At 48.5% G+C, this 26,992-nt stretch carries 28 protein-coding genes; 14 read left to right on the top strand and 14 right to left on the bottom strand.

The genetic code is table 11. The features are described from left to right. The 3 genes from L0Y31_RS07185 to carA all read left to right on the top strand — a co-directional run bounded on the left by L0Y31_RS07185 (position 1) and on the right by carA (position 2,869). A complete protein-coding gene (locus L0Y31_RS07185) occupies positions 1–990 on the top strand; it encodes a DNA-directed RNA polymerase subunit alpha (RefSeq protein ID WP_234736437.1) in 990 nt (329 codons plus the stop codon). 65 nt (positions 991–1,055) lie between these two features. Then, positions 1,056–1,601 carry a 50S ribosomal protein L17 gene (rplQ, locus tag L0Y31_RS07190; protein WP_234736438.1) on the top strand — a complete coding sequence of 182 codons (546 nt, stop codon included), beginning with the start codon at positions 1,056–1,058 and terminating at the stop codon, positions 1,599–1,601. Between the two features lie 155 nt (positions 1,602–1,756). Next, positions 1,757–2,869 carry a glutamine-hydrolyzing carbamoyl-phosphate synthase small subunit gene (carA, locus tag L0Y31_RS07195; RefSeq protein WP_234736439.1) on the top strand — a complete coding sequence of 371 codons (1,113 nt, stop codon included), beginning with the start codon at positions 1,757–1,759 and terminating at the stop codon, positions 2,867–2,869. Between the two features lie 94 nt (positions 2,870–2,963). Here carA and L0Y31_RS07200 read toward each other — a convergent pair whose 3' ends face one another. Beyond that, positions 2,964–3,671, bottom strand: a complete 708-nt coding sequence (locus L0Y31_RS07200) for a thioredoxin domain-containing protein (protein WP_234736440.1) — start codon at positions 3,669–3,671, stop codon at positions 2,964–2,966. A 203-nt stretch (positions 3,672–3,874) separates the two neighbouring features. On the opposite strand from L0Y31_RS07200, the gene eno reads away from it, so the two are divergent. From eno to L0Y31_RS07215, 3 genes are read left to right on the top strand one after another with little or no spacing between them, the layout of a single operon-like run. Next, the gene (gene eno, locus L0Y31_RS07205) at positions 3,875–5,152 is read left to right on the top strand and encodes a phosphopyruvate hydratase (RefSeq protein WP_234736441.1); all 1,278 of its coding nucleotides are present in this window, start codon (positions 3,875–3,877) and stop codon (positions 5,150–5,152) included. A 55-nt stretch (positions 5,153–5,207) separates the two neighbouring features. Then, positions 5,208–5,522, top strand: coding sequence for a septum formation initiator family protein (locus L0Y31_RS07210; RefSeq protein WP_234736442.1), 315 nt, complete (start codon positions 5,208–5,210; stop codon positions 5,520–5,522). A 57-nt stretch (positions 5,523–5,579) separates the two neighbouring features. Next, positions 5,580–6,101: a low molecular weight protein-tyrosine-phosphatase gene (locus tag L0Y31_RS07215; protein ID WP_234736443.1), complete on the top strand. Its 522-nt coding sequence runs from the start codon at positions 5,580–5,582 to the stop codon at positions 6,099–6,101. Between the two features lies 1 nt (position 6,102). Here the strand turns inward: L0Y31_RS07215 and L0Y31_RS07220 are convergent, their stop codons facing one another. Continuing rightward, positions 6,103–6,348, bottom strand: coding sequence for a hypothetical protein (locus L0Y31_RS07220; protein ID WP_234736444.1), 246 nt, complete (start codon positions 6,346–6,348; stop codon positions 6,103–6,105). A 225-nt stretch (positions 6,349–6,573) separates the two neighbouring features. Here L0Y31_RS07220 and gpmI point away from each other — a divergent pair, with 225 nt between their 5' ends. Beyond that, positions 6,574–8,109, top strand: a complete 1,536-nt coding sequence (gpmI, locus tag L0Y31_RS07225) for a 2,3-bisphosphoglycerate-independent phosphoglycerate mutase (protein WP_234736445.1) — start codon at positions 6,574–6,576, stop codon at positions 8,107–8,109. 84 nt (positions 8,110–8,193) lie between these two features. Then, positions 8,194–8,736 (top strand): hypothetical protein, encoded by a 543-nt coding sequence (locus L0Y31_RS07230; RefSeq protein WP_234736446.1) that lies wholly within the window; start codon positions 8,194–8,196, stop codon positions 8,734–8,736. Positions 8,737–8,746: 10 nt separating this feature from the next. Here L0Y31_RS07230 and L0Y31_RS07235 read toward each other — a convergent pair whose 3' ends face one another. The 3 genes from L0Y31_RS07235 to L0Y31_RS07245 all read right to left on the bottom strand — a co-directional run bounded on the left by L0Y31_RS07235 (position 8,747) and on the right by L0Y31_RS07245 (position 10,639). Next, positions 8,747–9,559: a TPM domain-containing protein gene (locus L0Y31_RS07235; protein WP_234736447.1), complete on the bottom strand. Its 813-nt coding sequence runs from the start codon at positions 9,557–9,559 to the stop codon at positions 8,747–8,749. Further along, complete coding sequence (locus tag L0Y31_RS07240) at positions 9,560–9,994, bottom strand: TPM domain-containing protein (protein ID WP_234736448.1); 435 nt, start codon at positions 9,992–9,994, stop codon at positions 9,560–9,562. A gap of 63 nt (positions 9,995–10,057) precedes the next feature. Further along, positions 10,058–10,639: a LemA family protein gene (locus L0Y31_RS07245; RefSeq protein WP_234736449.1), complete on the bottom strand. Its 582-nt coding sequence runs from the start codon at positions 10,637–10,639 to the stop codon at positions 10,058–10,060. Positions 10,640–10,819: 180 nt separating this feature from the next. On the opposite strand from L0Y31_RS07245, the gene L0Y31_RS07250 reads away from it, so the two are divergent. Beyond that, positions 10,820–11,608, top strand: a complete 789-nt coding sequence (locus L0Y31_RS07250; protein WP_234736450.1) for an SDR family oxidoreductase — start codon at positions 10,820–10,822, stop codon at positions 11,606–11,608. Positions 11,609–11,662: 54 nt separating this feature from the next. On the opposite strand, the gene prfA is transcribed toward L0Y31_RS07250, so the two are convergent. Further along, entirely contained in the window at positions 11,663–12,736 is a 1,074-nt protein-coding gene (prfA, locus tag L0Y31_RS07255; protein WP_234736451.1) for a peptide chain release factor 1, read from the bottom strand. A gap of 231 nt (positions 12,737–12,967) precedes the next feature. Between prfA and L0Y31_RS07260 the strand changes: the two genes are divergently transcribed. The 5 genes from L0Y31_RS07260 to L0Y31_RS07280 all read left to right on the top strand — a co-directional run bounded on the left by L0Y31_RS07260 (position 12,968) and on the right by L0Y31_RS07280 (position 19,071). After that, on the top strand, positions 12,968–13,504 hold the full coding sequence (locus L0Y31_RS07260) for a hypothetical protein (protein WP_234736452.1): 537 nt from the start codon (positions 12,968–12,970) through the stop codon (positions 13,502–13,504). A 105-nt stretch (positions 13,505–13,609) separates the two neighbouring features. Further along, positions 13,610–14,989, top strand: coding sequence for a Gfo/Idh/MocA family protein (locus L0Y31_RS07265; protein WP_234736453.1), 1,380 nt, complete (start codon positions 13,610–13,612; stop codon positions 14,987–14,989). A gap of 87 nt (positions 14,990–15,076) precedes the next feature. After that, positions 15,077–16,456, top strand: coding sequence for an alpha/beta hydrolase family protein (locus L0Y31_RS07270; protein WP_234736454.1), 1,380 nt, complete (start codon positions 15,077–15,079; stop codon positions 16,454–16,456). 61 nt (positions 16,457–16,517) lie between these two features. Continuing rightward, positions 16,518–18,107, top strand: coding sequence for a sodium:solute symporter family protein (locus L0Y31_RS07275; RefSeq protein ID WP_234736455.1), 1,590 nt, complete (start codon positions 16,518–16,520; stop codon positions 18,105–18,107). 34 nt (positions 18,108–18,141) lie between these two features. Next, a complete protein-coding gene (locus L0Y31_RS07280; protein ID WP_234736456.1) occupies positions 18,142–19,071 on the top strand; it encodes a dihydrodipicolinate synthase family protein in 930 nt (309 codons plus the stop codon). Here L0Y31_RS07280 and L0Y31_RS07285 read toward each other — a convergent pair whose 3' ends face one another. From L0Y31_RS07285 to L0Y31_RS07320, 8 genes are read right to left on the bottom strand one after another with little or no spacing between them, the layout of a single operon-like run. Further along, positions 19,072–19,461, bottom strand: a complete 390-nt coding sequence (locus tag L0Y31_RS07285; protein ID WP_234736457.1) for a RidA family protein — start codon at positions 19,459–19,461, stop codon at positions 19,072–19,074. A gap of 25 nt (positions 19,462–19,486) precedes the next feature. Then, positions 19,487–20,947, bottom strand: a complete 1,461-nt coding sequence (locus tag L0Y31_RS07290) for a M20 family peptidase (protein WP_234736458.1) — start codon at positions 20,945–20,947, stop codon at positions 19,487–19,489. A 24-nt stretch (positions 20,948–20,971) separates the two neighbouring features. Beyond that, positions 20,972–22,309: a DUF58 domain-containing protein gene (locus tag L0Y31_RS07295; protein WP_234736459.1), complete on the bottom strand. Its 1,338-nt coding sequence runs from the start codon at positions 22,307–22,309 to the stop codon at positions 20,972–20,974. After that, positions 22,306–23,280 carry an AAA family ATPase gene (locus L0Y31_RS07300; protein ID WP_234736460.1) on the bottom strand — a complete coding sequence of 325 codons (975 nt, stop codon included), beginning with the start codon at positions 23,278–23,280 and terminating at the stop codon, positions 22,306–22,308. The genes L0Y31_RS07295 and L0Y31_RS07300 overlap by 4 nt, the downstream gene beginning before the upstream one ends. Before the next feature lie 5 nt (positions 23,281–23,285). After that, positions 23,286–24,470 carry a DUF4350 domain-containing protein gene (locus L0Y31_RS07305; protein WP_234736461.1) on the bottom strand — a complete coding sequence of 395 codons (1,185 nt, stop codon included), beginning with the start codon at positions 24,468–24,470 and terminating at the stop codon, positions 23,286–23,288. Then, positions 24,467–25,180 (bottom strand): DUF4129 domain-containing protein, encoded by a 714-nt coding sequence (locus tag L0Y31_RS07310; RefSeq protein WP_234736462.1) that lies wholly within the window; start codon positions 25,178–25,180, stop codon positions 24,467–24,469. Before L0Y31_RS07310 ends, L0Y31_RS07305 begins: the two co-directional genes overlap by 4 nt. Continuing rightward, entirely contained in the window at positions 25,164–26,033 is an 870-nt protein-coding gene (locus L0Y31_RS07315) for a hypothetical protein (RefSeq protein ID WP_234736463.1), read from the bottom strand. Before L0Y31_RS07315 ends, L0Y31_RS07310 begins: the two co-directional genes overlap by 17 nt. Beyond that, a complete protein-coding gene (locus tag L0Y31_RS07320) occupies positions 26,026–26,973 on the bottom strand; it encodes a stage II sporulation protein M (RefSeq protein WP_234736464.1) in 948 nt (315 codons plus the stop codon). The genes L0Y31_RS07315 and L0Y31_RS07320 overlap by 8 nt, the downstream gene beginning before the upstream one ends. Between the last annotated feature and the right edge of the window lie 19 nt (positions 26,974–26,992).

Genomic DNA, 26,992 nt, shown 5'->3' on the forward strand with positions numbered 1-26,992 from the left:
ATGTCAATACTAGCGTTCCAAATGCCCGACAAAGTTGTCATGGAAAGAGCTGACGACTTTCACGGGTTGTTTGAGTTCAAGCCGCTCGAAAAGGGCTATGGCGTGACAATCGGGAATGCATTGCGGAGAATTCTGCTTTCTTCGTTGGAGGGCTACGCAATTACTAGCGTACGGTTCCCCGGCGTTTTGCACGAGTTCTCGTCTATAGAAGGCGTTGTTGAAGATGTTACTGAAATTATTCTGAACCTAAAAATGGTTCGTTTTAAGAAAATTTCGGAAATGGTCGACAACAAAATTACCGTTACGGTTAAAAATCAACCGGTTCTTAAAGCAGGCGATATTTCTAAATTCTCGGCTTCGTTTGAAGTGTTGAATCCAGAACTGGAAATCTGCCATATCGACGATACCCGTGAGTTTGAAATGGAAATTATCGTTGAGAAAGGCCGCGGATATGTTCCTGCTGATGAGCCTCGCGCAAACGAGCTTCCTTTCGGACATATTCCGATTGATGCTATTTATACGCCAATCAAAAACGTTCGTTACAGCGTTGAAAATACGCGGGTAGAACAAAAAACAGACTACGAAAAACTGCTCCTGGATATTGAGACTGATGGATCAATTCACCCAGAAGAGGCTTTGAAAGGTGCTGCCCATATTCTGATTCAGCATTTCATGCTGTTCTCAGACCAGACAATGACCTTTGAGACTGCCAAACCAGAAGAAGATAATGTTGTTGATGAAGAAATGCTGCACATGCGCAAACTTCTGAAAACACCGCTAGCAGATCTGGACTTGTCGGTACGCGCATACAACTGTTTGAAGTCCGCTGATGTTAAAACACTAGGCGATCTGGTTAGACTGGAGATTTCAGACATGATGAAATTCCGTAACTTCGGTAAAAAATCATTAACGGAGTTAGAACAACTAGTTGCCGAAAAGGGTCTAACCTTCGGCATGGATATTGGTAAATACAGATTAGACGAGGACTAAAATACCTGGCCGTTTGTGCAGGCTGTGAAGCGACGCACAAGATCTGGCCGCAATAGTTAACATCCATGAGACACGGTAAAAAAGATAACCACCTGGGCAGGACTTACTCGCACCGACAGGCCTTGCTGTCAAACTTGGCGTCCTCGCTGATTCTGCACAAGCGGATCGAAACGACAGTGCCGAAAGCCCGCGAACTGCGTAAATACGTAGAGCCGCTCTTGACGCGTGCAAAAGAAGATACTTACCAAAACCGCCGCGTTCTTTTCTCGTATCTGAATAACAAAGAGACGATGAAAGAATTGTTCAACACAGTAGCAGACAAAATCTCTACTCGTCCGGGCGGTTATACACGCATCATTAAATTGGGCGTTCGTCTTGGTGATAATGCGCAGAAATGCATCATCGAGCTAGTAGACTTCAACGAGACGCTTCTGGCGGCTACTGAAGAAAAAGCAACGCGTACACGTCGTAGCCGTCGTGGTGGCCGTAAGGCTGACGCTACTGCTGAGGCAGCACCAGTTGCCGCTTCAACTACCGAAGCACCAGCAGTAGAAGCTGCTCCAGAAACGAAAACGGAATCAACTGACGAAGCGGAAGCGCCGAAAGAATAGATGATTCCAAAATCACATAAGAAAAAGGGCTGACCGTACGGTTTAGCCCTTTTTTTTGAACTGTAATTAAATAAAAGTTAAAAGGGACGAGAGAAAAGAACTAAAAAGACAAATCTCATGTCTCATAGCTAATATTTTAAGTTTAAATAAAGCTGATGCAGAAGCGTTCACAACAACAAGAAGCATTGCTGGTACTTGAAGATGGTACCGTTTTCAAAGGGTTAGCGCTGGGTAAAATTGGTACAGCGGGAGGCGAGATTTGCTTCAATACGGGTATGACAGGGTATCAGGAGATTTATACTGATCCGTCGTATTTCGGACAAGTTATCGTTAACACCACATCGCACATTGGAAACTATGGAGTCCAATTTCAGGACGAAGAGGAATCCAATGGGGTGAAGATTAGCGGTATGGTTTGCAATTCTTTTTCTCAAATTCACTCACGTTATACTGCCGATACATCGTTACAGGCATATTTTGAGCGAGCAAATATTGTTGGAATTAGTGGAGTAGATACGCGGCAAATTGTGCGCCACATCCGGAATAAAGGGGTGATGAATTGCATCATCTCATCTGAAATTTTGGACGCTGGTTTACTCTTAGACCAGTTGAAGGCTGTTCCAGATATGGAAGGTTTAGAGCTGTCTTCGGAAGTTTGTTCAAAGCTGATCTATGATCTAGATAGTACAAACGCCGAATTTAGAGTAGCTGTTCTTGACCTGGGCGTCAAAAAAAGTATCCTGAGTAACCTGACTGACCGGGGTGCACAGTGCCGGGTATTTCCCGCAAAAACGCCATTTGAGGAAATTGCTGCCTGGAATCCAGATGGCTATTTTATATCGAACGGTCCCGGTGACCCGGCGGCAATGCCTTATGCGGTAGAAACAGTTAAACAGGCGCTTGAAACAGAAAAAGCCCTATTTGGAATCTGCCTGGGGCATCAAATTCTGTCGCTAGCTAGCGGATTATCAACGTACAAAATGCATAACGGGCACCGTGGATTGAACCATCCAGTAAAAAACCTAATCACAGGTCGGTGCGAAGTGACATCACAAAATCATGGTTTTGCGGTGCGTGCAGAAGAAGTTATGGAACATCCAGACGTTGAGTTGACGCACGTAAACCTAAATGATAAAACTATCGAAGGAATCAGACGGAAAGATAAGCCGGCCTTTTCGGTTCAATATCACCCGGAAGCTTCACCAGGACCGCATGATTCGCGGTATTTGTTCGATCAGTTTACTGATTTAATTAAGGAAACGAAATAATACAAAAAAGTCCGTACCAGCTGGTACGGACTTTTTTATGGTTTCTATAGAATAATTCAAAAGCCATTGAGTCAATCCAATATAGAGCTAAAGCTTATTGGTGACTCCTAATTTTTTCCTTAAAGGTTTCTTCCTGAACGGTTCCAAGACCGCGCCACTGAATTTTCTCGTCCTTATAAAGGAGAAAAGTAGGTATTTCGTCAACGCCTAATTGTTGCGCTAAAGAGCGATTCTGATCATAATCGATGGTAACAATGGTTACTTTATCGGCTAGCTCTTTTTTCAGGCGATCGATCATCGGAAGCATTTGCTGGCAGGGAGCGCACCATTTGGCGTAAAAATCAACCAAAACTGGCTTGGTAGACTTCGTAAGCTTCTTGAACTCTTCCATCGAGAGGGCGCCCTTTGGATTAGTCTTACCGCCTTCTATAGCGCGCTTACCAGCGGTCCACTGAACGAACCCACCTTGCATGTCATATACTTGCTTAAATCCCTGGTTAGCTAATATAGTTGAGGCTTTCGCGCTGCGTCCACCGGAAAGGCAATAGACCAAAACGGGTTTGTTAGGATCAAGCTCTTTAAGTTTTTGGGCAAACGTAGAATCGCGGATATCGAGATTGCGGGAGTTTGTCAAATGGCCATTGGCATATTCGCCGGCAGTCCGAACATCCAGCACTTGAATGTTCGGTTGAGCCCGAAGCAAAGAATCAGAACGATCAGCTGTCAAGAGAACAGGTTTCTGAGCAAACCCACTAATACTGGTCAATAAAGCCAGAAAAGTGAAAACCGACTTATAGCGCATGGAGTTAGTCTTTTATTGGTAATACGCAATTTACACATACAGTTCCGCACAATCGCGAAAAATCCGTTACTTTGTACGGCCAAAATTGGCTTATCGCCAAGCATTGGTAATCATTTCGGCGCAATAGCAAGATCGCAATATCTTTAACGTTGTGGCCTGAATTTCATTATTTCACTGAAACAAAACAATCCCCTTCAGTCACAATGAGTATCATTCAGACTATTCATGCCAGACAGATTCTGGATTCAAGAGGTAACCCAACCGTTGAAGTAGATGTACGCACAGAAAATGGCTTTGTAGGCCGGGCTGCGGTTCCATCGGGCGCCTCAACGGGCTCACACGAAGCTGTTGAGCTTCGCGACGATGATCCGAAACGTTATGTCGGTAAGGGTGTGTTAAAAGCCGTTCAGAACGTAAACGAACTGATCTATCCAGAGCTGGTAGGTTTATCTGTATATGATCAGAATGTGATTGACCGGATCATGATTGATCTGGATGGAACGTCAAACAAAGGCCGTCTGGGAGCGAATGCTATCTTAGGTGTATCGCTGGCTATTGCCAAAGCGGCGGCTCAGGAGGCTGGTTTGCCTTTGTACCGCTACATTGGTGGTGTTAGTGCCAACACCCTGCCTGTTCCAATGATGAACATTCTGAATGGCGGTAGCCACGCAGATAACTCCATCGATTTTCAGGAATTTATGGTTATGCCAGTAGGCGCACCAACCTTCTCGGAAGCCCTGCGTTGGGGAACGGAAGTTTTCCATTCACTGAAAAAAGTGTTGAAAAGCAAAGGGATGTCTACGAACGTGGGCGACGAAGGTGGTTTTGCACCAAATATTCCTTCGAACGTCGAGGCTATCGAGATCATTCTGCAAGCTATCGAGAAAGCGGGTTATCGTCCGGGCCAGGACATTTACGTGGCTATGGATGCGGCTGCTTCTGAATTCTACGATGCCGCTTCTGGAACGTACCACTTCAAGAAATCGACGGGCGATAAATTGAGCTCCTCCGAAATGGCCAACTACTGGAAGGAATGGGTGGAGAAATACCCAATCATTTCAATTGAAGACGGTATGGCCGAAGATGACTGGAATGGCTGGAAAGAAGTTACCGATCTGGTTGGCAAGAAAACCCAATTGGTTGGTGATGACTTGTTCGTAACCAACGTAACTCGTCTGCAACAAGGTATCGAGCAGGGTATCGCCAATGCCGTTCTGGTAAAAGTAAACCAGATTGGTTCATTGAGCGAAACGATTGACACGGTTAATCTGGCTAGACGGAATTCATACAAAAACATCATGTCGCACCGCTCTGGTGAGACGGAAGATGCGACCATCGCTGATTTGGCCGTTGCGCTTAACACGGGTCAGATCAAAACAGGATCGGCTTCACGTTCAGACCGGATGGCGAAGTACAACCAATTGCTTCGTATTGAAGAAGAACTGGGCGATGTTGCTTATTTCCCGGGAATCAAGATGTAATTAATAGTACGTACCGTGAGCGGTTTTCTGCCGCTCACGGTTAATTTATACGTCTATGTTCGTTCAAAAGCTTATCCGTCTCAGCAAAAATTTCTACGTAGTAACCGGTGTTATTTTGTTTGCTTGGATGCTTGGTTTTGACACCAACGACTTAGGCACCCAGTTTCGGAATTGGTGGAAGCTCCGCGAATTAGAAACCGACCGGCTTTATTACGAGGAAGAAATTGCCAAAATACAGCAACAACGGAAAGAAATTTTTGGAAGCGCTCGCTCTCAGGAAAAATTCGCCCGCGAAAACTACTTAATGAAAAAGAACGGGGAGGAAGTCTATGTGCTGGTTAATGAGAACAATGAACCGATTGAGAAATAAAGAACGGGCGATTGTGCAGCCAGCCGCTTGATTTCTTTCGGGTTTGAATGATTGCTTATGATTACTGTTCTGTTCTTATGCCTGGGAAACATTTGCCGCTCACCCCTGGCAGAAGGCGTTTTTCGGCAATTGGTGGAGGAGCGGGGATTAGACGGCCAGATTGAATGTGATTCGGCGGGAACTGCTTCCTATCACGTCGGGGATTTACCCGACCGCCGCACTCGAGAAAATGCCCTTAAGCACGGAATTACACTAACGCACCGTGCCCGCCGATTAAGCGGGGAAGATTTTGTGCAGTTTACCTACCTGGTTGCGATGGATGAAGCTAATTACGATGCCATTCAATACGCCAGCCACCGCAGTACCGGATTTTACAGCGAAGAAAACACATTTTTACTGCGCGAATTCGATCCCCTGGTTGACGATCCTGAACAAGGGGGCACAAACGTACCCGATCCTTATTACGAGGAGGCTAATGTCTTCGAGCAAGTCTATCAGATTGCTTACCGGTGTTGCAATAACCTACTAAATTACATCGTGGATCAACATAATCTAGTGGCGGGTGGTACGCAGCAATAGATTAGTTATCCGTTTCGCCGTAGCCTAACAACGGAATTTCTCCATCATCGTAGTAATTGGGATAATTAACCCGCAATACTTCATCCAGATTATGTGGCCCTTCAATGAGAAGGATGCTGTAAACCATGCCGATAACGCTCTGAAGCTTTTCAGTCCGCTCGTCATTGGCACAATTGTGCTGGACCTGGCTTACCGTTTTATACAATGAATCGAGGTGCTTCTCGTATTCCTGATTTTCATCTTCCATATGCGTGTGCCTCAATTAGCTTGGTGTCAGTATTAACATTACCATTTTTCAGGCTAAATGTTCGTGGATTTTCACAATTATGGTCTCAAATTGGTTTTCCTTTTGACAGATAGCAGTATAACTTTGCGGCGAGTTCTGCTGATCGATGGTATGCTTCGATGGGCTTTAACAAACAAAATGATAGCTGGCTAACTTGTTTACAAGCGGTTGGCACTGAGGAAAACTATGGATAAGAAAGTCATTCTAATGATTCTGGACGGCTGGGGTATCGCTACCAAGCCGGAAGTGTCAGCCATTGCCAAGGCTAAAACGCCCTTTATCGACTCGTTATATACGAAGTATTCCAATAGTACGCTGGAAGCGTCAGGATTAGCCGTAGGCTTACCAGCGGGACAAATGGGTAATTCAGAGGTCGGCCATATGAATCTGGGAGCCGGACGGGTTGTCTATCAGGATTTGGTAAAAGTTAACAAAGCTGTTGAGGAGCATACGCTCGAAAAAGAGGCTGTACTGTCTGATGCCCTGAATTACGCCAAAACCAACGGTAAAAAAATTCATTTTATTGGTCTGGTTTCAGATGGTGGTGTTCACTCACACATCAACCATTTGAAAGGACTTTGTTCCATTGCCGCTGCTGAAGGTTTATCGGATGTATACATCCATGCCTTTATGGATGGCCGTGATACCGATCCTAAAGGCGGTTTAGGCTACCTGACTGACTTGCAGGAACACCTGAACACGACTACAGGGAAAATCGCCAGTGTGATTGGGCGCTTTTATGCCATGGATCGGGATAACCGATGGGAACGCGTTAAAATGGCATACGATGTAATGGTGAATGGCATAGGAACCACCGTTAAGGCCGATGAATTGTTGCCAACTATTCAACGCTCGTATGAAGAAGGCTTAACGGATGAGTTTATTAAGCCAATCGTAGTTACCGACGAAGCAGGCACAGCTCTTGCTACAATTAGCGAAGGCGATGTGGTGCTGTGTTACAACTTCCGTACCGACCGGGGCCGTGAAATTACAATGGCACTGACGCAGCAGGATTATCCAGAGCAGGGCATGCATAAGCTAAAGCTCTATTACGTCACCATGACGAATTACGACAATGATTTTAGTGACGTAAAGGTGATCTTTGATAAGGACAATTTGACTAATACGTTGGGAGAGGTTGTGGCTAAAGCGGGTAGAAAGCAGATTCGCATTGCTGAAACGGAAAAATACCCCCACGTTACCTTTTTCTTTTCGGGAGGGCGAGAGCAGGTTTTTGACGGTGAGAAGCGCCTGTTATGCCCATCGCCTAAGGATGTAAAAACGTACGACGAAAAGCCCGAAATGGCAGCACGGGACATCCAGAATGCCATTATTCCAGAGCTGGAGCGAGAAGACGTTGATTTTGTTTGCCTTAACTTTGCCAATCCCGATATGGTCGGTCATACCGGCGTTTTTGAAGCGGTTATTAAGGCCGTTGAAACGGTTGATCAGTGCGCCGAAGCTGTCGTTACGACCGCCCTGAAGCACGGATATACAACCATAATCATTGCTGATCACGGGAACGCCGATTACATGCTTAACGAAGACGGTACACCGAACACCGCGCATACGACCAATTTAGTGCCTTGTATTCTGGTGGATGATACCCTACATCCCAAGATGAAAAGTGGCAAACTAGCCGATATTGCACCAACAATTCTGGCTTTGATGGGTATTCCCCAGCCAGCCGATATGAATGGAGAAAGCCTGATTGTAGCGTAAATAAACTTTTTCGCGAAAGTTCATGTTCGGCCATCATAGACCGTACCTCCCCCGACCAACTGGTTGGGGGAAATTTTTTGCCCTATGAAACACGTATTCTTCTTGCTGCTTCTAAGTCTGACAGCCTGCACCAACCCCACTAAAGAAGCGACAAGCGGTCAGTTTTATGATCTCAAATCATACATCGAAAAACAGATCGCGGTTTTAAACAAGAAAAAACCAACCGTAGAGAAGCAGATTGGTCTGGCCGGCGGACGCGATTTGCAAACGACCAACGAAATTGATTGGACCCGCGAACTGGATTTGTTTCTGCAAGCCGATATCAATAAACAGGCCTATCAGGCTAGTTATCGGGTGACCCGTCCTGATTCACTTACCTACGAATACCAGCTTAAAGAAGGCGAAAAGCTTCCCGTTGGCTACCTGAAAATTTCGCTCGATTCTGTGAACCGCCAACCCATACGAATTGAAGCTATTCTGGCGACAAAAAATTCTCTCTACGAATCCAAGCGAATGGTATGGTTACAAACCAAAGAAGGAACGGTTAGCAAATACCACGTCGAAGGATACCAGCAACTAGCTTGGTTGGAGAAAAAACCATTCCTGATCGAAGGAAAAATTAGATAAGTGCCAGGGACTAATAGTCCCCACCAGCACCACCGCCTCCAAAACTACCGCCACCGAACCCGCCGAAGCTTCCACCGCCTCCGCCACCGCCACCGCCCCAGTTGCCTGAGGAACCGCCCCAGCCAGAGAATGTCGTGTAAGGGAAAGGGAAAAAGCCGCCACCACCGCGCGAACGATTGCCGCCGCCACCCCGGTTGCGTCCAATCCAGGCGATAACAATGAGGATGATAAACAGAATAAGGAGCATAGCAAAAATGCCGTAGCCTTCGCTGTCACCAGACTCCTCTGATTGATACTCGCCCGTAGCACGGCGAATAATTTCGTTAGTCCCCTCATTTAAACCTGCATACCACTCTTCCTTTTTAAAGTGCGGCGTGATGATCTGGCTAACAATCCGCTTGGCAATGGCGTCTGGTATGGCCCCTTCAAGTCCGTAGCCTGTAGCAATAAAGACCTTGCGAGCTTGTGGATTCCAGGTTAAAATAAGGCCGTTATTTTTCCCTTGTTGACCCACGCCCCAGGCGCGTCCAACCTGAAAGCTAAAGTCTCCAATAGGGTAGGGTTCTGTTGTTTTAACAATCAGAACAACGATCTGAGTAGAGGTTGAGTCGTTGTAAGCGCGTAATTTTTGCTCTAGTTGCTCCCGTTCGTTGGGCTTTAGAATGCCCACCAGGTCATTGACCAAACGAGGCGGATTAGGGCGGGGCGGAATTCCTTCTGGTATATCCTGTCCAAATGCGCCCACTTGAACCAGCAGAAAAAGCAAGAGCAAAGCGCTGCGCAAAAGCGAAAACAGGCGTATGGTCAGAGGTGTGTTTGTCATTTAAAAAGATAATTCGTCAGAAAGCTCATTTTTATCATCGTTTGCACGAGGAAAATACTGTTTTAACTGTTGCCCGGCCTGTTCGATGCCCTGGCACAATCCTTCTGTAAACTGTCCGCGGCGGAAATGGGTACGCATTAACTCCTTGGTTGACTCCCAAAAATCCTTTGGAACAACCTGATTTATGCCCTTGTCGCCCAAAATGGCAAACTTATGATCTTCCGTCGCCAGATAAAAAAGGACACCGTTTTGCTGGGCCGTTTTATCCATTTCCAGTTGGTAAAAAACCTGTACGGCACGGTCTAACACATTCGACTCCGCACATTTTGCTTCCAGATGCACCCGGACCTCGCCCGATGTATGGCCCTCAGCTTCCTGAATGGCTGCAACAATCTGTTTTTGCTGCTCTGGCGAAAATAAGTTGATGGCCGACATAGCGTAAGAAAGAATAAGAAGCCATACAAAAAGCCTTAGCGCTTCTCGTATGGCTTTCTAGGATTAAAACTGTACCGATGGGGCCGATTGAGCTGCCTGAGACGCTTCGAAAAGACCCCGACGCTGGAAACCAAAAACACCAGCAAAAATATTGTTCGGGAACGAACGAACGGAACGGTTATACTCCGTTGCGGCTCCGTTGAAATCATTACGCGCTACCGTAATCCGGTTTTCCGTTCCTTCAAGCTGGGATTGCAATTCCTGGAAATTTTGGGTTGCTTTCAGGTCTGGGTATTTCTCGACTGTCACCAACAGGCGCGACAGGGCACCACTTAACTGATCTTGTGCCTGCTGAAAACGCTGAATATTTTCGGGCGTTAGCTGATCCGCATTCAGGTTGATACCCGTAGCGCTGGCCCGTGCTTTAACGACTGACTCCAATGTGCTTTTCTCGAAGTTAGCCGCCCCTTTCACGGTGTTTACCAAATTAGGAATCAGATCTGCCCGCCGTTGATACTGAGTTTGTACATTAGCCCAGGCTTGATCAACCCGAACATCTTTATCGACCAAGCCGTTGTAGGAGCTACATCCGAATACAACAAAAACAAGTGCTATAACAATACCAATAATGAGACCTCTTGACATGGTTGTGTTGAATAGGTTAATACGTCAAAGTTGCGCAAAACAAGGCATATATTGTGAATATATTACACAATTGGGCCTTTTCAACTATTAACCATATATCTGTGTTGATGGTTGGAAATGGATGGCTTCTGCTTCATTTTAGTTTGCAGATAGAAGCCCCTGGAATTAAACACATATTGTATGAATCTGTCACTTAAAGGAAAAACGGCTCTTGTCTGCGGAAGTACCCAGGGAATTGGCTGGGCCAGTGCCGTCGAACTTGCCCTGCTCGGTGCGAATGTAACCTTGTTCGCCCGAAATGAAGAAAAACTAAAAGAAGCCGTTGAGAAACTGGATACAACGCAAGGGCAAACGCATCGCTATCTGGTAGCGGACTTCGCCCAAACGGAGCAGGTGAAAGCTGCTTTGGATGCTTATCTGGTTGAAAATCCAGTCGTCCATATTCTGATTAACAATACCGGCGGACCGGCGGGCGGACCCTTAATCGACGCCAAGCCGGAAGAATTTACAAAAACTTTCGCTGCGCATCTGATTAACAACCAGCAACTAGTGCAGGCGCTCGTACCAGCCATGAAGGAAGCGGGCTATGGGCGAATTGTCAACATCATTTCCACATCCGTTAAACAGCCCATTGTGGGTTTGGGCGTATCCAATACGATTCGGGGAGCCGTGGCTCAGTGGGCAAAATCGCTGTCGCTGGAACTGGGAAGTTTTGGCATTACGGTGAATAACGTATTGCCGGGTTACACGCGAACCGCCCGTCTGGAATCGGTGCTGAACATGCGGGCCGAAAGTTCAGGCAAGTCGAAAGAAGAGGTAGTCGAGCAGATGCAGCGTGAAATTCCAACGCAACGCTTTGTCGAGCCAGAAGAAGTAGCGGCTGCCGTTGCTTTTTTATGTACGCCCGCTGCGACCTCGATCAATGGCATTAACGTGCCGGTCGATGGCGGCAAAACCGGAAGCTTGTAAAATAAAGGAGCCCGAAAACTAGTCTCGGGCTCCTGTCATCAAAAAAAAGGAAGATTAAGCTACCTGCGCTTCTTTCATGCGTTCGGCATTCTCCGCAATCCGAAGCTGCTCAATAAATTCGTCAATATCGCCATCCATCACCGTTGGCAGGTTATAAACCGTTAGACCAATGCGGTGATCGGTAACGCGACTTTGGGGGTAATTATACGTCCGGATTTTATCAGAACGGTCACCACTTCCAACCATCGATTTCCGCTGGGATGAAATGGCGTCGTTGTGTTTCTGCAACTCAATCTCGTACAAACGCGACCGCAATACTGTTAATGCTTTGTCGAAGTTTTTCAACTGCGAACGTTCATCTTGGCACTGCACTACCAGACCCGACGGAATATGCGTTAGCCGAACTGCTGAGTACGTGGTGTTAACCGACTGTCCACCAGCACCTGACGAACAGAAAGTATCTTTCCGAACGTCATTCATGTTGATCTCAACGTCAACTTCTTCCGCCTCGGGAAGCACGGCAACGCTGGCTGCCGAGGTATGAATGCGTCCCTGCGATTCGGTTGCTGGAACGCGTTGGACGCGGTGCACACCCGACTCAAATTTCAGTTTGCCGTAAACGTCTTCACCTTCGATCTGGCAGATAATTTCTTTATAACCGCCTGCCGTACCATCCGTAAAGTCCATGAGCGACATCCGCCAGCCCATGCGGTCACAGAGACGCTGGTACATCCGGAAAAGGTCGCCAGCAAAAATGGCTGCTTCGTCGCCACCTGTACCACCCCGAACTTCGAGAATGACGTTCTTACTGTCGTTGGGGTCTTTCGGAATCAGCAATTCTTTCAGAACCTCTTCCATCGGCTCCTGCTGAGGCCACAACTCGTCAAGCTCGGCTTTAGCTAGCTCCCGAATGTCTTCGTCTTTTTCGTTGGCAATAAGGTCCTTAGCCCCTTCAATATCGTTGAGCAGCTTCTGGTAAGCCTTATACTGCTGAACAATTTTTTCCAGGTCTTTATATTCTTTACTCAACTTCATGAACCGTTTCTGGTCGGAGACGACCTCGGGCATCATAATTTGCTGAGAAACTTCGCCAAATCGTTCTTTTATGGCTTCTAACTGGTGAATCATGTATTTCTAAAAGACTAGATCCAAGGAATGATCGGCAATTGATTTTGCCGTAGAGACAAAGTTACAAAAATTCGCTCAGTCAACCGTTGATTTGTAGCTTTGCTAACGAATCTGATCATCGTTTCGTTATCTTCATAAATGACATTATTCAGACGTATTAAGTTCCTGACAATGAAATACCCTACTCGTTTCTGCCTTCCATTTGCCTGGATCTTTGGTCTTGCGTTTTTAATGATATCCTGTAATTCTGAACGCGTACAGAACACTAGGGAGTTGGCGCAGGAAATGAACAACCGGAAAATCAAGCGCATCACCAGCGCTCAATTAACAAGCACCGTAGATGAATGGGGGAAGGCTGTTGTTAAGTCAGCCGAGAAAATAGTGGCCGACGAGCTGGCGAAAGCCGAGCCAAAACGGGCCAAGGAATTGTGTAATCCAGAGAAACTGGCCGCCATTCAAAAGTTGGAAAAACAGTTTGGCGTTCAGATCAATCTGCTGCGGGCCAGCGACGCGAAGAACGTCGCCTTGCCAGCCAAGGAGCGTGAGCTGGTGGATGCTTACCTGTATAACGCAAAGCAAAAGTTGTCCCAGAGTGACAATATCCAACCGATCGGCGATACGCTCTTGATTTATAACGCGGCGGTTCCAACCGAAAATATCATCTGTAAAACCTGCTCCGATGAGGCCAGCCAACCGTTTGCCATCTGGCGTGTCGTCTTCAGCAAGAGCGAAGTAATCCGGCGGGTAGATCCTAAAAAACTCCGTTAGACACAATTCGTTAGCTGGGTAGAAAAAATGGGTAACAAGTAGTAAAAAAGGAACGGCTAGCTGCTTTTATTTAAAGAACACTTACCCTTATAAACCTTTCTACTTGTGAACGATCAGAAAATAAAGTCAGACAATTCCGTGAGCCGCCGGGGTTTTGTCAAAGGGGCGTCGCTGGCGCTGGCGGGTATCACCATCGTACCGCGCCACGTCCTGGGCGGCTCGGGATTTATCGCACCTTCGGACAAACTCAACGTGGCGGCTATCGGTATTGGCGGCATGGGTAAAGGCAATATCAATGCGCTGGCCCCCACCGAAAATATTGTTGCTCTCTGCGACATCGATCAGAAGTACGCCGCTCCTGTCTTTGAAAAATATCCGGGTGCCAAGCGGTATAAGGATTACCGGAAAATGCTGGAAGCCCAGAAAGACATCGACGCCGTAATCATTGCCACGCCCGACCACCAGCACGCTGTTCAGGCATCGGCGGCAATGAAACTGGGTAAACACGTTTATGTGCAAAAACCGCTAACCGTTTCCGTTTGGGAAGCGCGGGAACTGGCGCGTATGGCGCGGGAAAATCCTAAGATTGTTACCCAGATGGGCAACCAGGGCCATTCCAGCGATGATGCTCGTTCCATCAACGAGTGGATTGCAGACGGGGCCATTGGAAAAGTGAAAGAAGTACACGTCTGGACAAACCGCCCGGTGACGCACTGGCCACAGGGAGTTCCGGCTCCAACCGATACGCCACCCGTACCCGATACCTTGGATTGGGACTTGTTCCTGGGACCGGCTGCTTACCGTCCCTACAATCCGGCCTATACTCCGTTCAAATGGCGCGGCTGGGTCGATTACGGGGTTGGTGCGTTGGGCGACATGGGTGCCCACCTCATCGACCATCCGTATTGGGCGCTGGGTCTAAGCGCCCCAATCAGCGTGGAAGCATCGGCTACGCCCTGGGGGCAAAACGACAAGAAAGGCCCGATGCAGACCTATCCAATTGCGTCGATGGTGACGTATGAATTTGCGACCAACGATAAGAAGAATCCGATTATCACCTTGACATGGACTGATGGAGGTATTCTGCCACCGAAACCCATTGAACTAGGTGATCAGGCCGTCGATAAAGGGGGCGGAGTGCTTTATATTGGCACAAAAGGCAAACTAATTCACGAAACCTACGGACGCAATCCACGCTTACTGCCTAAGGAAAAGATGGATTCGTACAAGAAACCAGCACAGACCTTCAAACGCGTTGGTATGAGCCACGAACGCAACTGGGCCGAAGCCTGCAAAGGCAACGGAAAAGCCGTTTCACCCTTCGAATACGCGGGGCCATTGTGCGAAACCATGCTGCTGGGCGTTGCTGCGCTTTACAAACAGGGCACCAAGATTACCTGGGATGCGGCCAACATGCAATTCACCAACGCTCCCGAACTGAACCAGCATCTGAAACGCGAATACCGCCAGGGCTGGGTGATGTAAGAAAATTTAATAGGGGGAGCATCGGAACGGATGCTCCTTTTTTATAATATGCCAGCTTTAACTAGACAAAAGAAAACAAACCTTTTCATGCTTAGGATAACATTGGCTATCTGGCTGCTTTGCGGCGCTTTCATAGCAAAGGCACAAACCGCCGACGAAGCTTTTCGGGTTCCGTTAAAGATGGTAATTCAGGAAATTGAAAACCGCTATTCGGTGAAGATTCGCTATCCAGAGGATTTGGTCAAGGAAAAATATGTCTCCTACGCGGGTTGGCGCTTTCGCCCGGATGTGGAGAAAACAATGACCAATATTCTGGCCTCACAGGATATAACCTTTGCAAAAGAAGGCACGGGGAAATACAAACTTCAGGCGTTTCAATACCACCTGAAAACACCGGAAGAAGGCAAAGAGCAACTTGCTTACTTGGCTAGTTTGTACAGCGACGCAGCAAGCTGGGAAAAGCGAAAAACTGAACTGAAAAGCTGCATGCGGAATGCCCTGAAATTTGATCAGTTGCCAGCCCAACCAAATAGCAAGCCAATTATTACTAACAAACGGATCATGGACGGCTACACCGTCGAAAACGTAGCCATCGAAACGCTGCCGGGTCTATATGCAACGGGTTCGCTTTACCGACCGCTGAAAGCAAAAGGGCCGGTGCCGGTTATTCTGAGTCCAGATGGTCATTTTGGCGATGGTCGCTACCGGGCTGATTGTCAGTACCGTTGTGCGATGCAGGCGCGTATGGGTGCGATGTCTTTTAGTTATGACTTATTTGCCTGGGGCGAATCAGCCCTGCAATTTAAAACGGAAGACCACCGCCGGAGTCTGGCTAACACCATTCAAACGCTGAATGGGATGCGTATTCTGGACTGGCTGTTGACCTTGAAAGAAGCTGATCCGAAGCGGGTAGCCATCAGTGGCGCCTCGGGCGGGGGTAGCCAAACCATGCTGCTGACGGCTCTGGATGATCGCATTACGGTCAGTGCGCCGGTGGTGATGGTGTCCTCGTATCACAGCGGCGGTTGCCCCTGCGAGAGCGGCATGGGTGTTCACCTGTGCGGCGGCGGCACCAACAACGTCGAAGTGGCGGCCATGGCGGCTCCGAGACCGCAGCTCATTGTCTCCGACGGAAAAGACTGGACACAGTTTGTGCCGCAAAACGAGTTTCCGTTTTTGCAGCGGACGTATGGTTTTTACGGCAAAACAGATTTGGTAACAAATGTTCACTTACCGCAGGAAGGACACGATTTTGGCGTTAATAAGCGTCTGGCTTTATACGAGTTTCTGGCCAAATACCTCAATCTGGATATAAAACGGATTCAGGATAAGAGCGGTAAGATTGACGAGTCGAAATGCACCATTGAAGCCTTCCCGGCTCTGTATGTTTTTGGCGAGAAAGGCGAAAAACTACCCGCAAACGCCATTCGCAGCTTCGATGAATTGGAAAAGATGGTGAAAAAATAGTCCTTATTGGTTTAGATGGAGTAATATCCAAAAAGTTAGCCTTTTCCCTTAACCATACTGTATGAAAAGTCTGCCGCTCTTTGATCTAGCCGTTATTCTGGCGTACCTTATAGGCATGGTGCTGGTTGGCTTTTATTTTTCGAGAAAGACAAAGAACGCCGAGCAGTTCACCAAAGCATCCGGTCGGATACCGGGCTGGGCCATCGGACTATCCATCTACGCCACCTTTCTGAGCAGCAATACGTTTTTGGGTGTTCCGGGGAAAGCCTTCGGAAGCAACTGGAACGCTTTTGTTTTTAGCTTGTCGATGCCGCTGGCAGCTTATACTGCCTCCCGATTTTTTGTTCCGTTTTACCGGCATACCGGCGAAATTTCGGCTTACACGCACCTGGAACATCGTTTTGGTCCCTGGGCCCGCACCTACGCCGTGGTTTGCTTTCTGCTGACTCAGTTAGCGCGTATGGGGTCAATTTTCTTCGGAATTGCGCTCAGCTTGCAAGCGCTGACGGGTTATTCCATGGAGTTGATCATGGTGGTGATGGGCATTTGCATCATTATTTATACGGTGTTGGGCGGCATGGAAGCGGTCATCTGGACCGAGGTAGTACAGGCCGTCATCAAGACATTCGGTGCCCTGCTGATTCTTTACCTGATTGTAGCCGAAATGCCGGGCGGCACGGCTCGGATTATTGAAATTGGTACCCAAAACAACAAGTTCAGTCTGGGAAGTTTCTCGCTCGATTTTACGCAGTCGACGTTCTGGGTTGTTTTGCTGTACGGCTTCTTTATCAACCTGAACAATTTTGGGATGGATCAGAATTACATTCAGCGCTATCACACAACGTCGTCGGCCAAAGAAGCCTCGAAGTCGATTTGGCTGTGTGTCTGGCTTTACCTGCCCGCCTCCCTGCTGTTTTTCGTCATCGGTTCCTGCCTTTTTGCGTATTACAACCTGCATCCTGAATGGATTGAAGCCATCAAATATAAAGTTGCTTCCGAACGGTTACCGGCCCAGGCATCGGCAGCAGAAATTACCAACCTGATGGCAACCCTAACGCCAGCCGATTATGGCGATAAGGTGATGCCCCATTTTATGGTGACAAAAATCCCGGCGGGACTGGTTGGCCTGATCGTGTCAGCCATTCTATCGGCGGCTATGAGTACCATCAGTTCCGGCATGAACGCGTCGGCTACGGTTTTTACGGAAGATATTTACAAACGCTATTTCAACCCCAATATAAGCGCCAAAGGTACCTTGACTTTACTGCACGTAGCGACCGTAGTTTTTGGTGTTTTAGGTCTGGTAGCGGGCATCGCCATGATTGGTGTCAAAAGCATTCTGGACATCTGGTGGACGCTATCGGGCATTTTCGCGGCGGGTATGCTGGGGCTTTTTCTGCTGGGAATCATTAGCCGGCAGACGCGGAACCACGAAGCCCTGATGGCAACGCTAATCGGTATTTTAGTGATTCTCTGGATGACGTTTTCGGGCAATCTTCCCCAGGAATATCACTTCCTGAAAAATCCGCTGCATACCAACATGATTATCGTAGTCGGAACGCTGACTATTTTCCTGATTGGTCTTTTGCTGACAAAGCTCAGAGCACGCTCCCGAAAAGAAGCAGAAACGGCGGCGGTTACGCCATCCTGAATCGATTTATTCAACATCTTATCCATCGTAAATCATGGAAAAGCCAGAAAAAGGTTTTATTCCGGTTATGCTCACACCCTTCAACGAAAAAGGGCAAATTGATTTCGACGCGTTGACAAGGTTGACCGAATTTTACCTGGAAGCCGGGGCCGCTGGGCTGTTTGCCAATTGCCTGTCGAGCGAAATGTTTGAACTCAGTGAATCGGAGCGCATTCAGTTAATTGAGCATGTGATTAAGGTAACTAACGGCGCCGTGCCCGTCGTGGCAACCGGAACCTTCGGAGGTGCTATTTCGAAGCAGGCCGACTTCATCAAAAAAGTACACGATACTGGAACGGAGGCCGTCATTGTCATAACGGGGCTGCTGGCCAGTGAAGAGGAGTCTGATGCTATTTTTGACGAACGGGTTTTTGAATTATTGCGGCATACGGATGCGGTTCCGCTTGGTTTTTATGAGTGCCCAGTACCTTACAAGCGCCTGATTTCGCCGCAGCAATTGGCGCAGTTTGCCGCTACGGGACGATTTATTTACCACAAAGATACCTGCCTGTCTATTCAGCAAGTCAGCGAAAAAGTGCGCTTGACCTCGGATTCGAAATTAGGCATTTACGACGCTTACATGGGCCACGCCGTTGAGTCGTTAAAGGCCGGTTCGGCGGGGCTTTCCTGCATTCAGGGTAACTTCTTCCCGGAATTGATTGTCTGGCTTTGCAACAATTACAACGACAGCGACCAGCAGGAGGAAGTAGCCAAAGTGCAGCAGTTTTTAGTGGACACAATGGATGTCATTCACCAGGTATATCCCATCGTTTCCAAGTATTTCCTGCAAAAAAGAGGCTTCGAACTCTCAACTTTTACCCGGCGGGATGTGGGTTTGTTCACCCCGGCTGTAGCGAAGGAAGTCGATACCTTGTTTGCTGCTTATAGCAAGCTGAAAAACGATCTTGAACTAACCTTTGCCTGATTAATCGGCTTTCTTTCGAACCGCCACCGCTTCGATTTCCACCAGAAAGCCATAGTGCAATTCTTTGGTCGGAACCACCGCGCGGGCGGGTTTATGCTCGCCAAAAAAAGTTGTATAAACCGCGTTAATCTGACTCCAAAGCGAAATATCGGAGATATAAACTGTCGTTTTCAGAACATGCGCCAAATCGCTTCCGGCAGCAACCAAAATAGCCTCTACATTTTCCAGCACCTGTTGGGTTTGCTCATCAACGGAACCCGTTAGTTTCTCGTTGGTCTGGGGCCGAATAGGCAGTTGGCCAGCTACGAAAATCAGGTCGTTCCAGACGGTGGCCTGGGAGTAATGCCCGGCGGGAAGCGGAGCGTTCGGTGTTTCAATTTGTTCAATCATGGTAAGGTAGCTAATGGGAATTTGTTTACTGACTGTTGCGAATCAAGGTCGTATAAAACCGAATCATCTGCCGGTAATCGGCGACCATTAACCGCTCGTTGGTGCCGTGAATCGTTTTAAGCGATTCGTCATTCATGGGGTAAGGCGTAAACCGGTACACGTTAGGCGACAAATCTGTGTAATAACGGGCATCTGTTCCGCCAACCATCAGGTAAGGTGCAACAACCACCGCCGGAAAAACGCTCCTGATAGTCCGGTGGATGACTTCAAAGGCCGGTGCAGTAGGGTCGGAAATAGGGGCCGGATTGCTGTCCAGACTTTTGAACTGGCTAACCTGAACGCGTTCATCATCAATCACTTCTTTGACGCGCTCAATCACGCTTTGAACGGATTCGCCGGGCAGGATTCGGAAATTGACGGTTGCGGTGGCATCAATGGGTAATACGTTATCTTTCACCCCCGCGCTGAAAATCGTTGGGGCAGTGGTAGTCCGCAGCACCGCGTTACCCGAATTGGTGCCCGACATGATTTTCTTCACCAGCGAACCAAAGAGCCAGCGGTTGGCAAACACTAGGCGTTGCCCAAACGGCATTTCGGGACCGATGTAATCAAACATAAAATTGGCTCCCGCGTCCAGTCGCGCCGGAAACGGATTGGCTTCGAGTTTACTGACGGCACTGGCTACCAGACCAATGCTGGTCTGGGGCGGCGGCATCGATGAGTGGCCGCCGTTGGAGCGAGCACTCAGGTTAAGGCTGACAAAGCCTTTTTCCGTAATGCCAATTAGCGCAACGGGTTTCTTGATGCCCGGAACACCGTCTGTTTTGATGATACCGCCCTCGTCCAGAATATATTCCAGACTGATTTTTCGCGCTTTAAGCGTGCGGGCAATGCTCGCGGCCCCACGTCGACCACTGGCTTCTTCGTCCTGCCCGAAGGATAAATAAAGGGTTCGCTGCGGACGGAAACCGGCTTTTAGTAAACCTTCTACGGCTTCAAATAAGCCCAAAACGGCGCTTTTGTCGTCGAGTGTTCCCCGGCCATAAATAGCGCCATTTTCAATTAATCCGGCAAAAGGGGGGCGTTTCCACATGCGCTGCGTTCCCTGAATAACGGGCACCACGTCGTAATGCCCCATCAAAAGCGCCGGTTTCAGGCTGGTATTTTGTCCCTTCCATTCATACAGCAGCCCGTATTGATTGATCGTTTCGAGCTTGAGCTGCGCGTGCGTGAGCGGGAACGAGCGCTTCAAAAACTGAACAAACTGATCAAACTGAGTGGTGTCCGTGAGCGCGTAATCCGTGAAGGAAACCGTGCGAATCCGAATGGCTTCTGCGAGCCGATTAATGGCCGAGTCGTTGACGGGCACCGCCGGTGCAGTTTGTACATCGGTTAGTTGTTTGGACTTAAATCGGAACGTATTAACGAGCAGAATAACCGCCAGCAGAACAAGGGCAATAAGCAATAGACGTAAAAATCGTTTCATACCAAACGGGTAATTGGTTTACTATCAGATCATTCCTCTGGCTTTGAGTTCCAGGTATTTATTGACGGTGTTGGCCGTTAGCTCCTGCGGCGTAGTCAATATGGCTTGTATACCGTACTGCCGAAGCGCCTTCACGATTAGTTTTTTCTCGTAATAAAACTTCTCCGCAATAGTTTTCTGATAAATCTGCTCTGTATTATTGGCCGGATTTTCCAGGAGGCTTTTTAATTCCGTATTCTCGAAAAAGACAACAATCAGCAGATGGTCCTTCGCCAGCCGACGCAAATAAGGCAATTGGCGGTGCAACGCATTGACCGTTTCAAAATTGGTAAACAACAAAAGCAGGCTTCGCTGGCGAATATGCGTCCGAACGTGCTGGTACAAAATTTCGTAATCAGTTTCCAAGAACCGGGTTTTCTGTTTGTAGAGTACTTCCAGAATGCGTAGCAAATGCCCCGGTCGCCGCTCCGCCGAAACGAACTGGCCCATCCGGTCCGAGAAGGTGACCAGGCCCGCCCGGTCTTGTTTCTGCAAGGCAATATTGCTTAGCACCAACGTGGCGTTGATGGCATAATCCAGCAGCGTCAAACCCTCAAAAGGCGATTTCATCACCCGACCTTTGTCGATGAGGCAGTAAACCGCCTGTGAACGCTCGTCCTGATAGGCATTGACCATGAAGGAGGAGCCGCGCGCATCCGAACGCCGCGCCGTAGCTTTCCAGTTCAACGTGCGGATATCGTCACCAGCTACATAAGGCCGCACCTGTTCAAATTCCATGCTGTGCCCCAGCCGACGGATTTTTTTAATTCCAAATTCAGTGAGGCGATTAGAAATGGCCAGCAGTTCATACTGACGCATCTGCAAATACGACGGGTAAACGGCCACCATCTTGTTTTGCGAAAACTGAAAGCGGCGTTTTAACAATTGCAGCGCCGTCATGGCAAACACGTTTACCGCGCCAAAATTATATTCACCCCGTTTAGTGGGCCGAAGGTCATACCGGATCGTTTTCGTTTCGTTGGGTTTCAGCGTGGCCCGAAACAGAATGTCGCGGCGTTGAAACTGAAACGGTATTTCATCGATGATCTCCAGATGCGTTTTAAAGGCAAAGCGGTTTTCCAGGTAAATATCAATGGGATTTTCATCACCATTGGATAATCGGTCGGGAACTTCGCGGCGTGCGAACATCTTAGCCCTGCCCCGAAACAGCAGCACACCGTCCAGAACCAGCAGAAAGAGGCTGACAAAGAACGCCAACCGCACAAACGGAAAGAGCGCCGGTATAACGTAAGCCGCCACAAAGGCCAGGATCAACGCAATGAGCAGCAGCCAGACGCGGCGAGAAAAATAAAGCGCTTTCATCGGGGTACTTCGATCTTTTGCACCACTTGCGCAATCACTTCGTCGGCGGTAGCACCTTCCATTTCCCGTTCGGGCGTCAGGATAATCCGGTGGCGAAGCACCGAAGCCGCCAGCTCCTGTACGTCTTCGGGCGTTATGAAGTCGCGGCCCCGGAGCGTAGCGAGGGCCTTCGCGCTGTTGAGCAAGGCAACCGAAGCGCGTGGGGAAGCCCCCAGATACAGCGATTTGCTCGCGCGAGTGCTATGCACGATCTGGGCAATGTAATCAAACAGTTTGTCTTCAACGTGTACCCGGTGAACCTGTGCGCGCAATTCAGTCAATTGGTCGGCGGACAAAACCGCTTGAACCGCATCGAGCGCATCGGCGAGGTTGCGGCGTTCGTGGTGCCCTCGCAGGATGTTAACCTCGTCGGATAAATCGGGATAATTGATGATGATCTTGAACAGAAAACGGTCGAGTTGCGCTTCTGGCAGCCGGTAAGTTCCTTCCTGCTCAACGGGGTTCTGGGTGGCAAGTACCATAAACGGCTCGGTCATCGGGTAGGTCGTGCCGTCGGCAGTGATTTGCCGTTCTTCCATGACCTCAAACAGGGCCGCCTGGGTTTTGGCCGGCGCCCGGTTGATTTCGTCAATCAGGACAATATTGGCAAAAATCGGTCCTTGCCGAAATTCGAAATCGGACACTTTAGGATTGTAGACGGACGTACCCAGCACGTCAGAGGGCATCATGTCGGGCGTAAACTGAATCCGGCTAAACTGCACCGAGATGGTTTTAGCTAAAAGTTTTGCGGTAAGGGTTTTAGCTACGCCGGGGACGCCTTCAATCAGCACGTGCCCATCGGCAAGCAGCGCGGTGAGCAGCCAGTCAATCGCCTGGGGTTGCCCGACAATGACTTTACTAATTTCGGCTCGAATGGCGTCTACAGAAGCCTGAAGGCCGGATAAATCTAGTCGGGATTCGTATGGAGACATAATCGTTAGTTCTTGGTAAGGTTATAAAACGCTTCAATTTTCTCGTTTAAGACCAATAAATCGTGCTCGCTCACGGTTGTCTGTTGCTGCGCAAAGGCAATGACCCGGAATAAATCGCGAATATCAGCAGGCGAAACGCCACTTTTTTGGGAAAGCGTTTCTTTAAATTCTTCGTCAGGATAGGACGGATTTAGCAGATAATGCTCACGAAGGAAAGCAAAAAAGTACTGCACTTTCTTTTGCGCCAGATTGGTATGGTCACCCCGCTGAAAATACAGTCCACCCACCGTTTGCACAAATTCAAGGGACGTGTTCTTCGGCTTTTCGACAATGGGGATAATGCGTTGCGTTCGCTTTCCGGCAAAGATGGCGTATAGAAGTAGACTGGCCAGGGTCAAATAGTAAGCCCAGCGCAACGGTTCCTGACTCAGTACGTAGCGCAACGGTGTCTGCTCATTTTCATCAAACCGACCGCGTTTCTGGTATTCATCCCAATAAGTAGGCCATTTAGGTAAGTACGCGAGTGACTTCGAAGCAAAATCTTCGCTGTTTGGGTCGAGGAGGTAATAATTGGTGAAAGCAAGGGGTAAATTATGAATGTAAAACACGCCTTTTCCGTACGGAATTTTCAGGAAAACAGGCTCGTTACGGGCATTTCGGGCCAGGACAGTCACGCGGTTGGAAGTAGGCTCCAGGAAATTCCGCCCATCATCGTACCGAAAATGGTAGGGACTTTTACGACGAAGACTGGGATTAACGAAATTAACCCCCAGGGTCGTATCGCGCAGCGATGGTGCTCTCAGGTCGGCCTTGAACCCCAGCGTTTTGGCCAGTGAATCCGGGAAATAGTAAGCTGACAAAAACGTGTTGTTCCCCTTCGCGACATACTGAAGCAGCTTTGTTTGATCGAACGTACTTAGTTTAATGCGTTCACAGACAAAGAAATAATTGCTACGAGCGGGCAGCTTCGTTTCAGTCAGTTGGTTGAAGACCGGCAGTCGGGAAACTTCCACCGGTTGGTCATTCAGGAATTCGGGTAACAATTCGTAAAGTACCCGGGTCCCGAACGGAATCTTATCCTTGTTGACGTACGTTGCCCGCCAGTCGATGGGCTTCGGACGGTAATACTCAAACAGGCCGTAGGCGACGACTGTTAGCAGGAGAATAAGCAGGTATCGGTTGATTTTCAACGTGCTGAGCCAAAAAATTGTCTAAATGTTTCCCGAATGCTTCCAAACCGTTCTTCGGTTACTGGAAAGTCACCGTACCAGGCATATTCAAATTGGCGGGTTAATTCCGCGAACCTGGACTGGTAAGGTGTTTGTGCTAGTTCCAGGACATAGCTGTGGTTTGTTTTGTCTGGTTTCCAAGTAATTAGTTCACGGTCAGAGAGATCCTTAAGGGTTTGCAAATACAATAATCGTATGGCTAAGCGATACGCTTTCTGCCCAATGGCTTCTTCAATGCGTTCCGAGAAGTTAATCTCGTGAATATTGTCGGTAATGGTTTGGTAACCCAGTGCTGATTTTTTGGCTGCTTTTCCAAAAACGATCCCGGTAACATCTGCTTTGACTAACAGCCAGATGACAAAGCCCGCAAAGACGGCTAAGAAGACGTACTGCCAGACATTTTCGTACGCGCTGCTCCGCAAAAACGACTGAATCTTACCAACTACCCAAGCCCAAAACTTCGCCAGTGGATTTTGCGGTGGGGGTGCCTCGCGGTCATATTGGTAGTCGCGGCTGGTTCGGTAGTCTTCCAATTTATCCTGGTTCAGGCGGCGCAGTTCTATCCGGCTGCGATCATTCTGGGCTGGTTGCTGGGCGAAGCCGCCCCAACTTAGCCAGAAAAGCAGCGCGAAAAAGCACCAGCTAACCCGTCGATTAATAATCACCTTCATCGTCAAATCGTGGTTTTGTCGGTGTGGAGCCGATGCTCTCAATATCCGAAAGCAAGCCTCGGCCTTCCTGGCGCTCTACCAGATTGAAATACTGAAAAGCCAGCGCCAGTGCTCCCAGCGCCGACATCACCGAGCTACCAATGGTACTAATGATTGTTGCCAGAATGGTAAATGGCTCCGGGATATCGGAGAGGACCCGAAATGATTTAAGCAGGGTAAACGCAATGAGCGGGGCGTTGAAAATGAAGCTAATAACATAAACGATAATCCCCATAATCAAAAGCAGTCCGAACGTAGACCACCACTTGTCGCGAATCAGGTTGAAGCAGCGACTGATGGTTGGCCCAAGGCCGGGCCGTTCAAACACCACAATAATGATGGCTAACGAAAAAACAACGCCTAAATAAATCGCCGGAAAAAAAAACACAAAGAAAGCAAGGATGGTAAGCAACAACGTGACAATACCAACGCCAATAGACTGCCCAAGTGAGGCCTGAATTTCTTCCCATACCTCTGAAACCGTTACGGGGCCGCCATTTGTGCGGTCATAAATTTTTAGATGGGCATAAACAACCAAACTAACAAGAAGGCCCGTTAATAGCGTCAGGAAATAGGTCAAAAAGACGAGCATCAGAGAAGAGGTTGTGCCAAAAAAGGGGGTAACACGCGTGCCCGCCTGGATGCCTGTTGTAACGGTGGCTTGCAGATAACCGCTAATAATTCCGCTAGCGAGCGCCAGCGGACCGGCAATGTACAGCAAGGCCATGCCGAGGCTTCTCATTTCCTGAATGGCATACTGAAATGTTACATTGATTTTTTCGCTAAAATCGCGTTGCTGGTACAAATTAATCATGAGGCTGGTTACGGTTTAGTTGAATTGGATAAAGGATAAAATACCATACCAGAAAGGCTGCCGATAGGAGAATAATGGCCGAACTTGCTACCGGGTGCAGCGGCAAGCGGGTGACAAAGCTCTCTAGGAACCCCGCAGTGATAAAAATCGGAATAAGGCCAATAATGATTTTGACGCCTTGCTTCGCGCCCCGCTTGAACGACTCCAGCCGGGAATAGGTGCCCGGAAAAAGCAGGCTGTTTCCCAGTGTCAGTCCGGCGGCCCCGGCAATGACAATGGCCGAGATTTCGAGCGTTCCGTGAATCCAGATCGTTAAAACAGACTTCACCAACAAATCGCGGTCGTAGAAGAAATACTGGAACGAACCCAGCATCACTCCGTTCTGAAAGAGCACACTAATGGTTCCGACGGAGGCCATCAGGCCAAGTACGAACGCGACAAACGAAACCCGAATATTATTGATGGTAATAGACAGAAACATATCGGCCTGCCCCCGGCTTTTATAAACGGCCAGCGGATCGCCTTTGCGGATGTTTTCCAGCGTCATGTTCACATACCCATCGCCCATAATCAACCGGACAAACGTTTCGTCGTTGGCTGCCGAAACCCAGCCTAGCAGCGCGCCAACCATAAAAATAACGAACGACACGAGCAGCAGGCGGTGTGTTTTTCGGAAGAGCAGAGGCAACTCGTACTTCCAGAAGGTCACGAAGCGGCCTCGGTCTTCCCGTTTGTTGCGCATCAAATCGCGGTGCATGCGGGCAGCGAGGCCATTGAGGTAGCGCGTGACGGGGGCGTTGGGGTAAAAAGTCCGCGCGTACGACAAATCATCGGTCAGCTCAATAAACCGTTCCGTTAAAATATCCGGATCGGTTGCGTGCACCGATTCGATCTGCTTCCATTTATCGGTATTGCGCTTAACAAAAATAGCTTCACGCATGAAAATAGGTTAAGAGTTA

This window comes from Tellurirhabdus bombi (assembly GCF_021484805.1).
GTDB classification, from domain to species: domain Bacteria; phylum Bacteroidota; class Bacteroidia; order Cytophagales; family Spirosomataceae; genus Tellurirhabdus; species Tellurirhabdus bombi.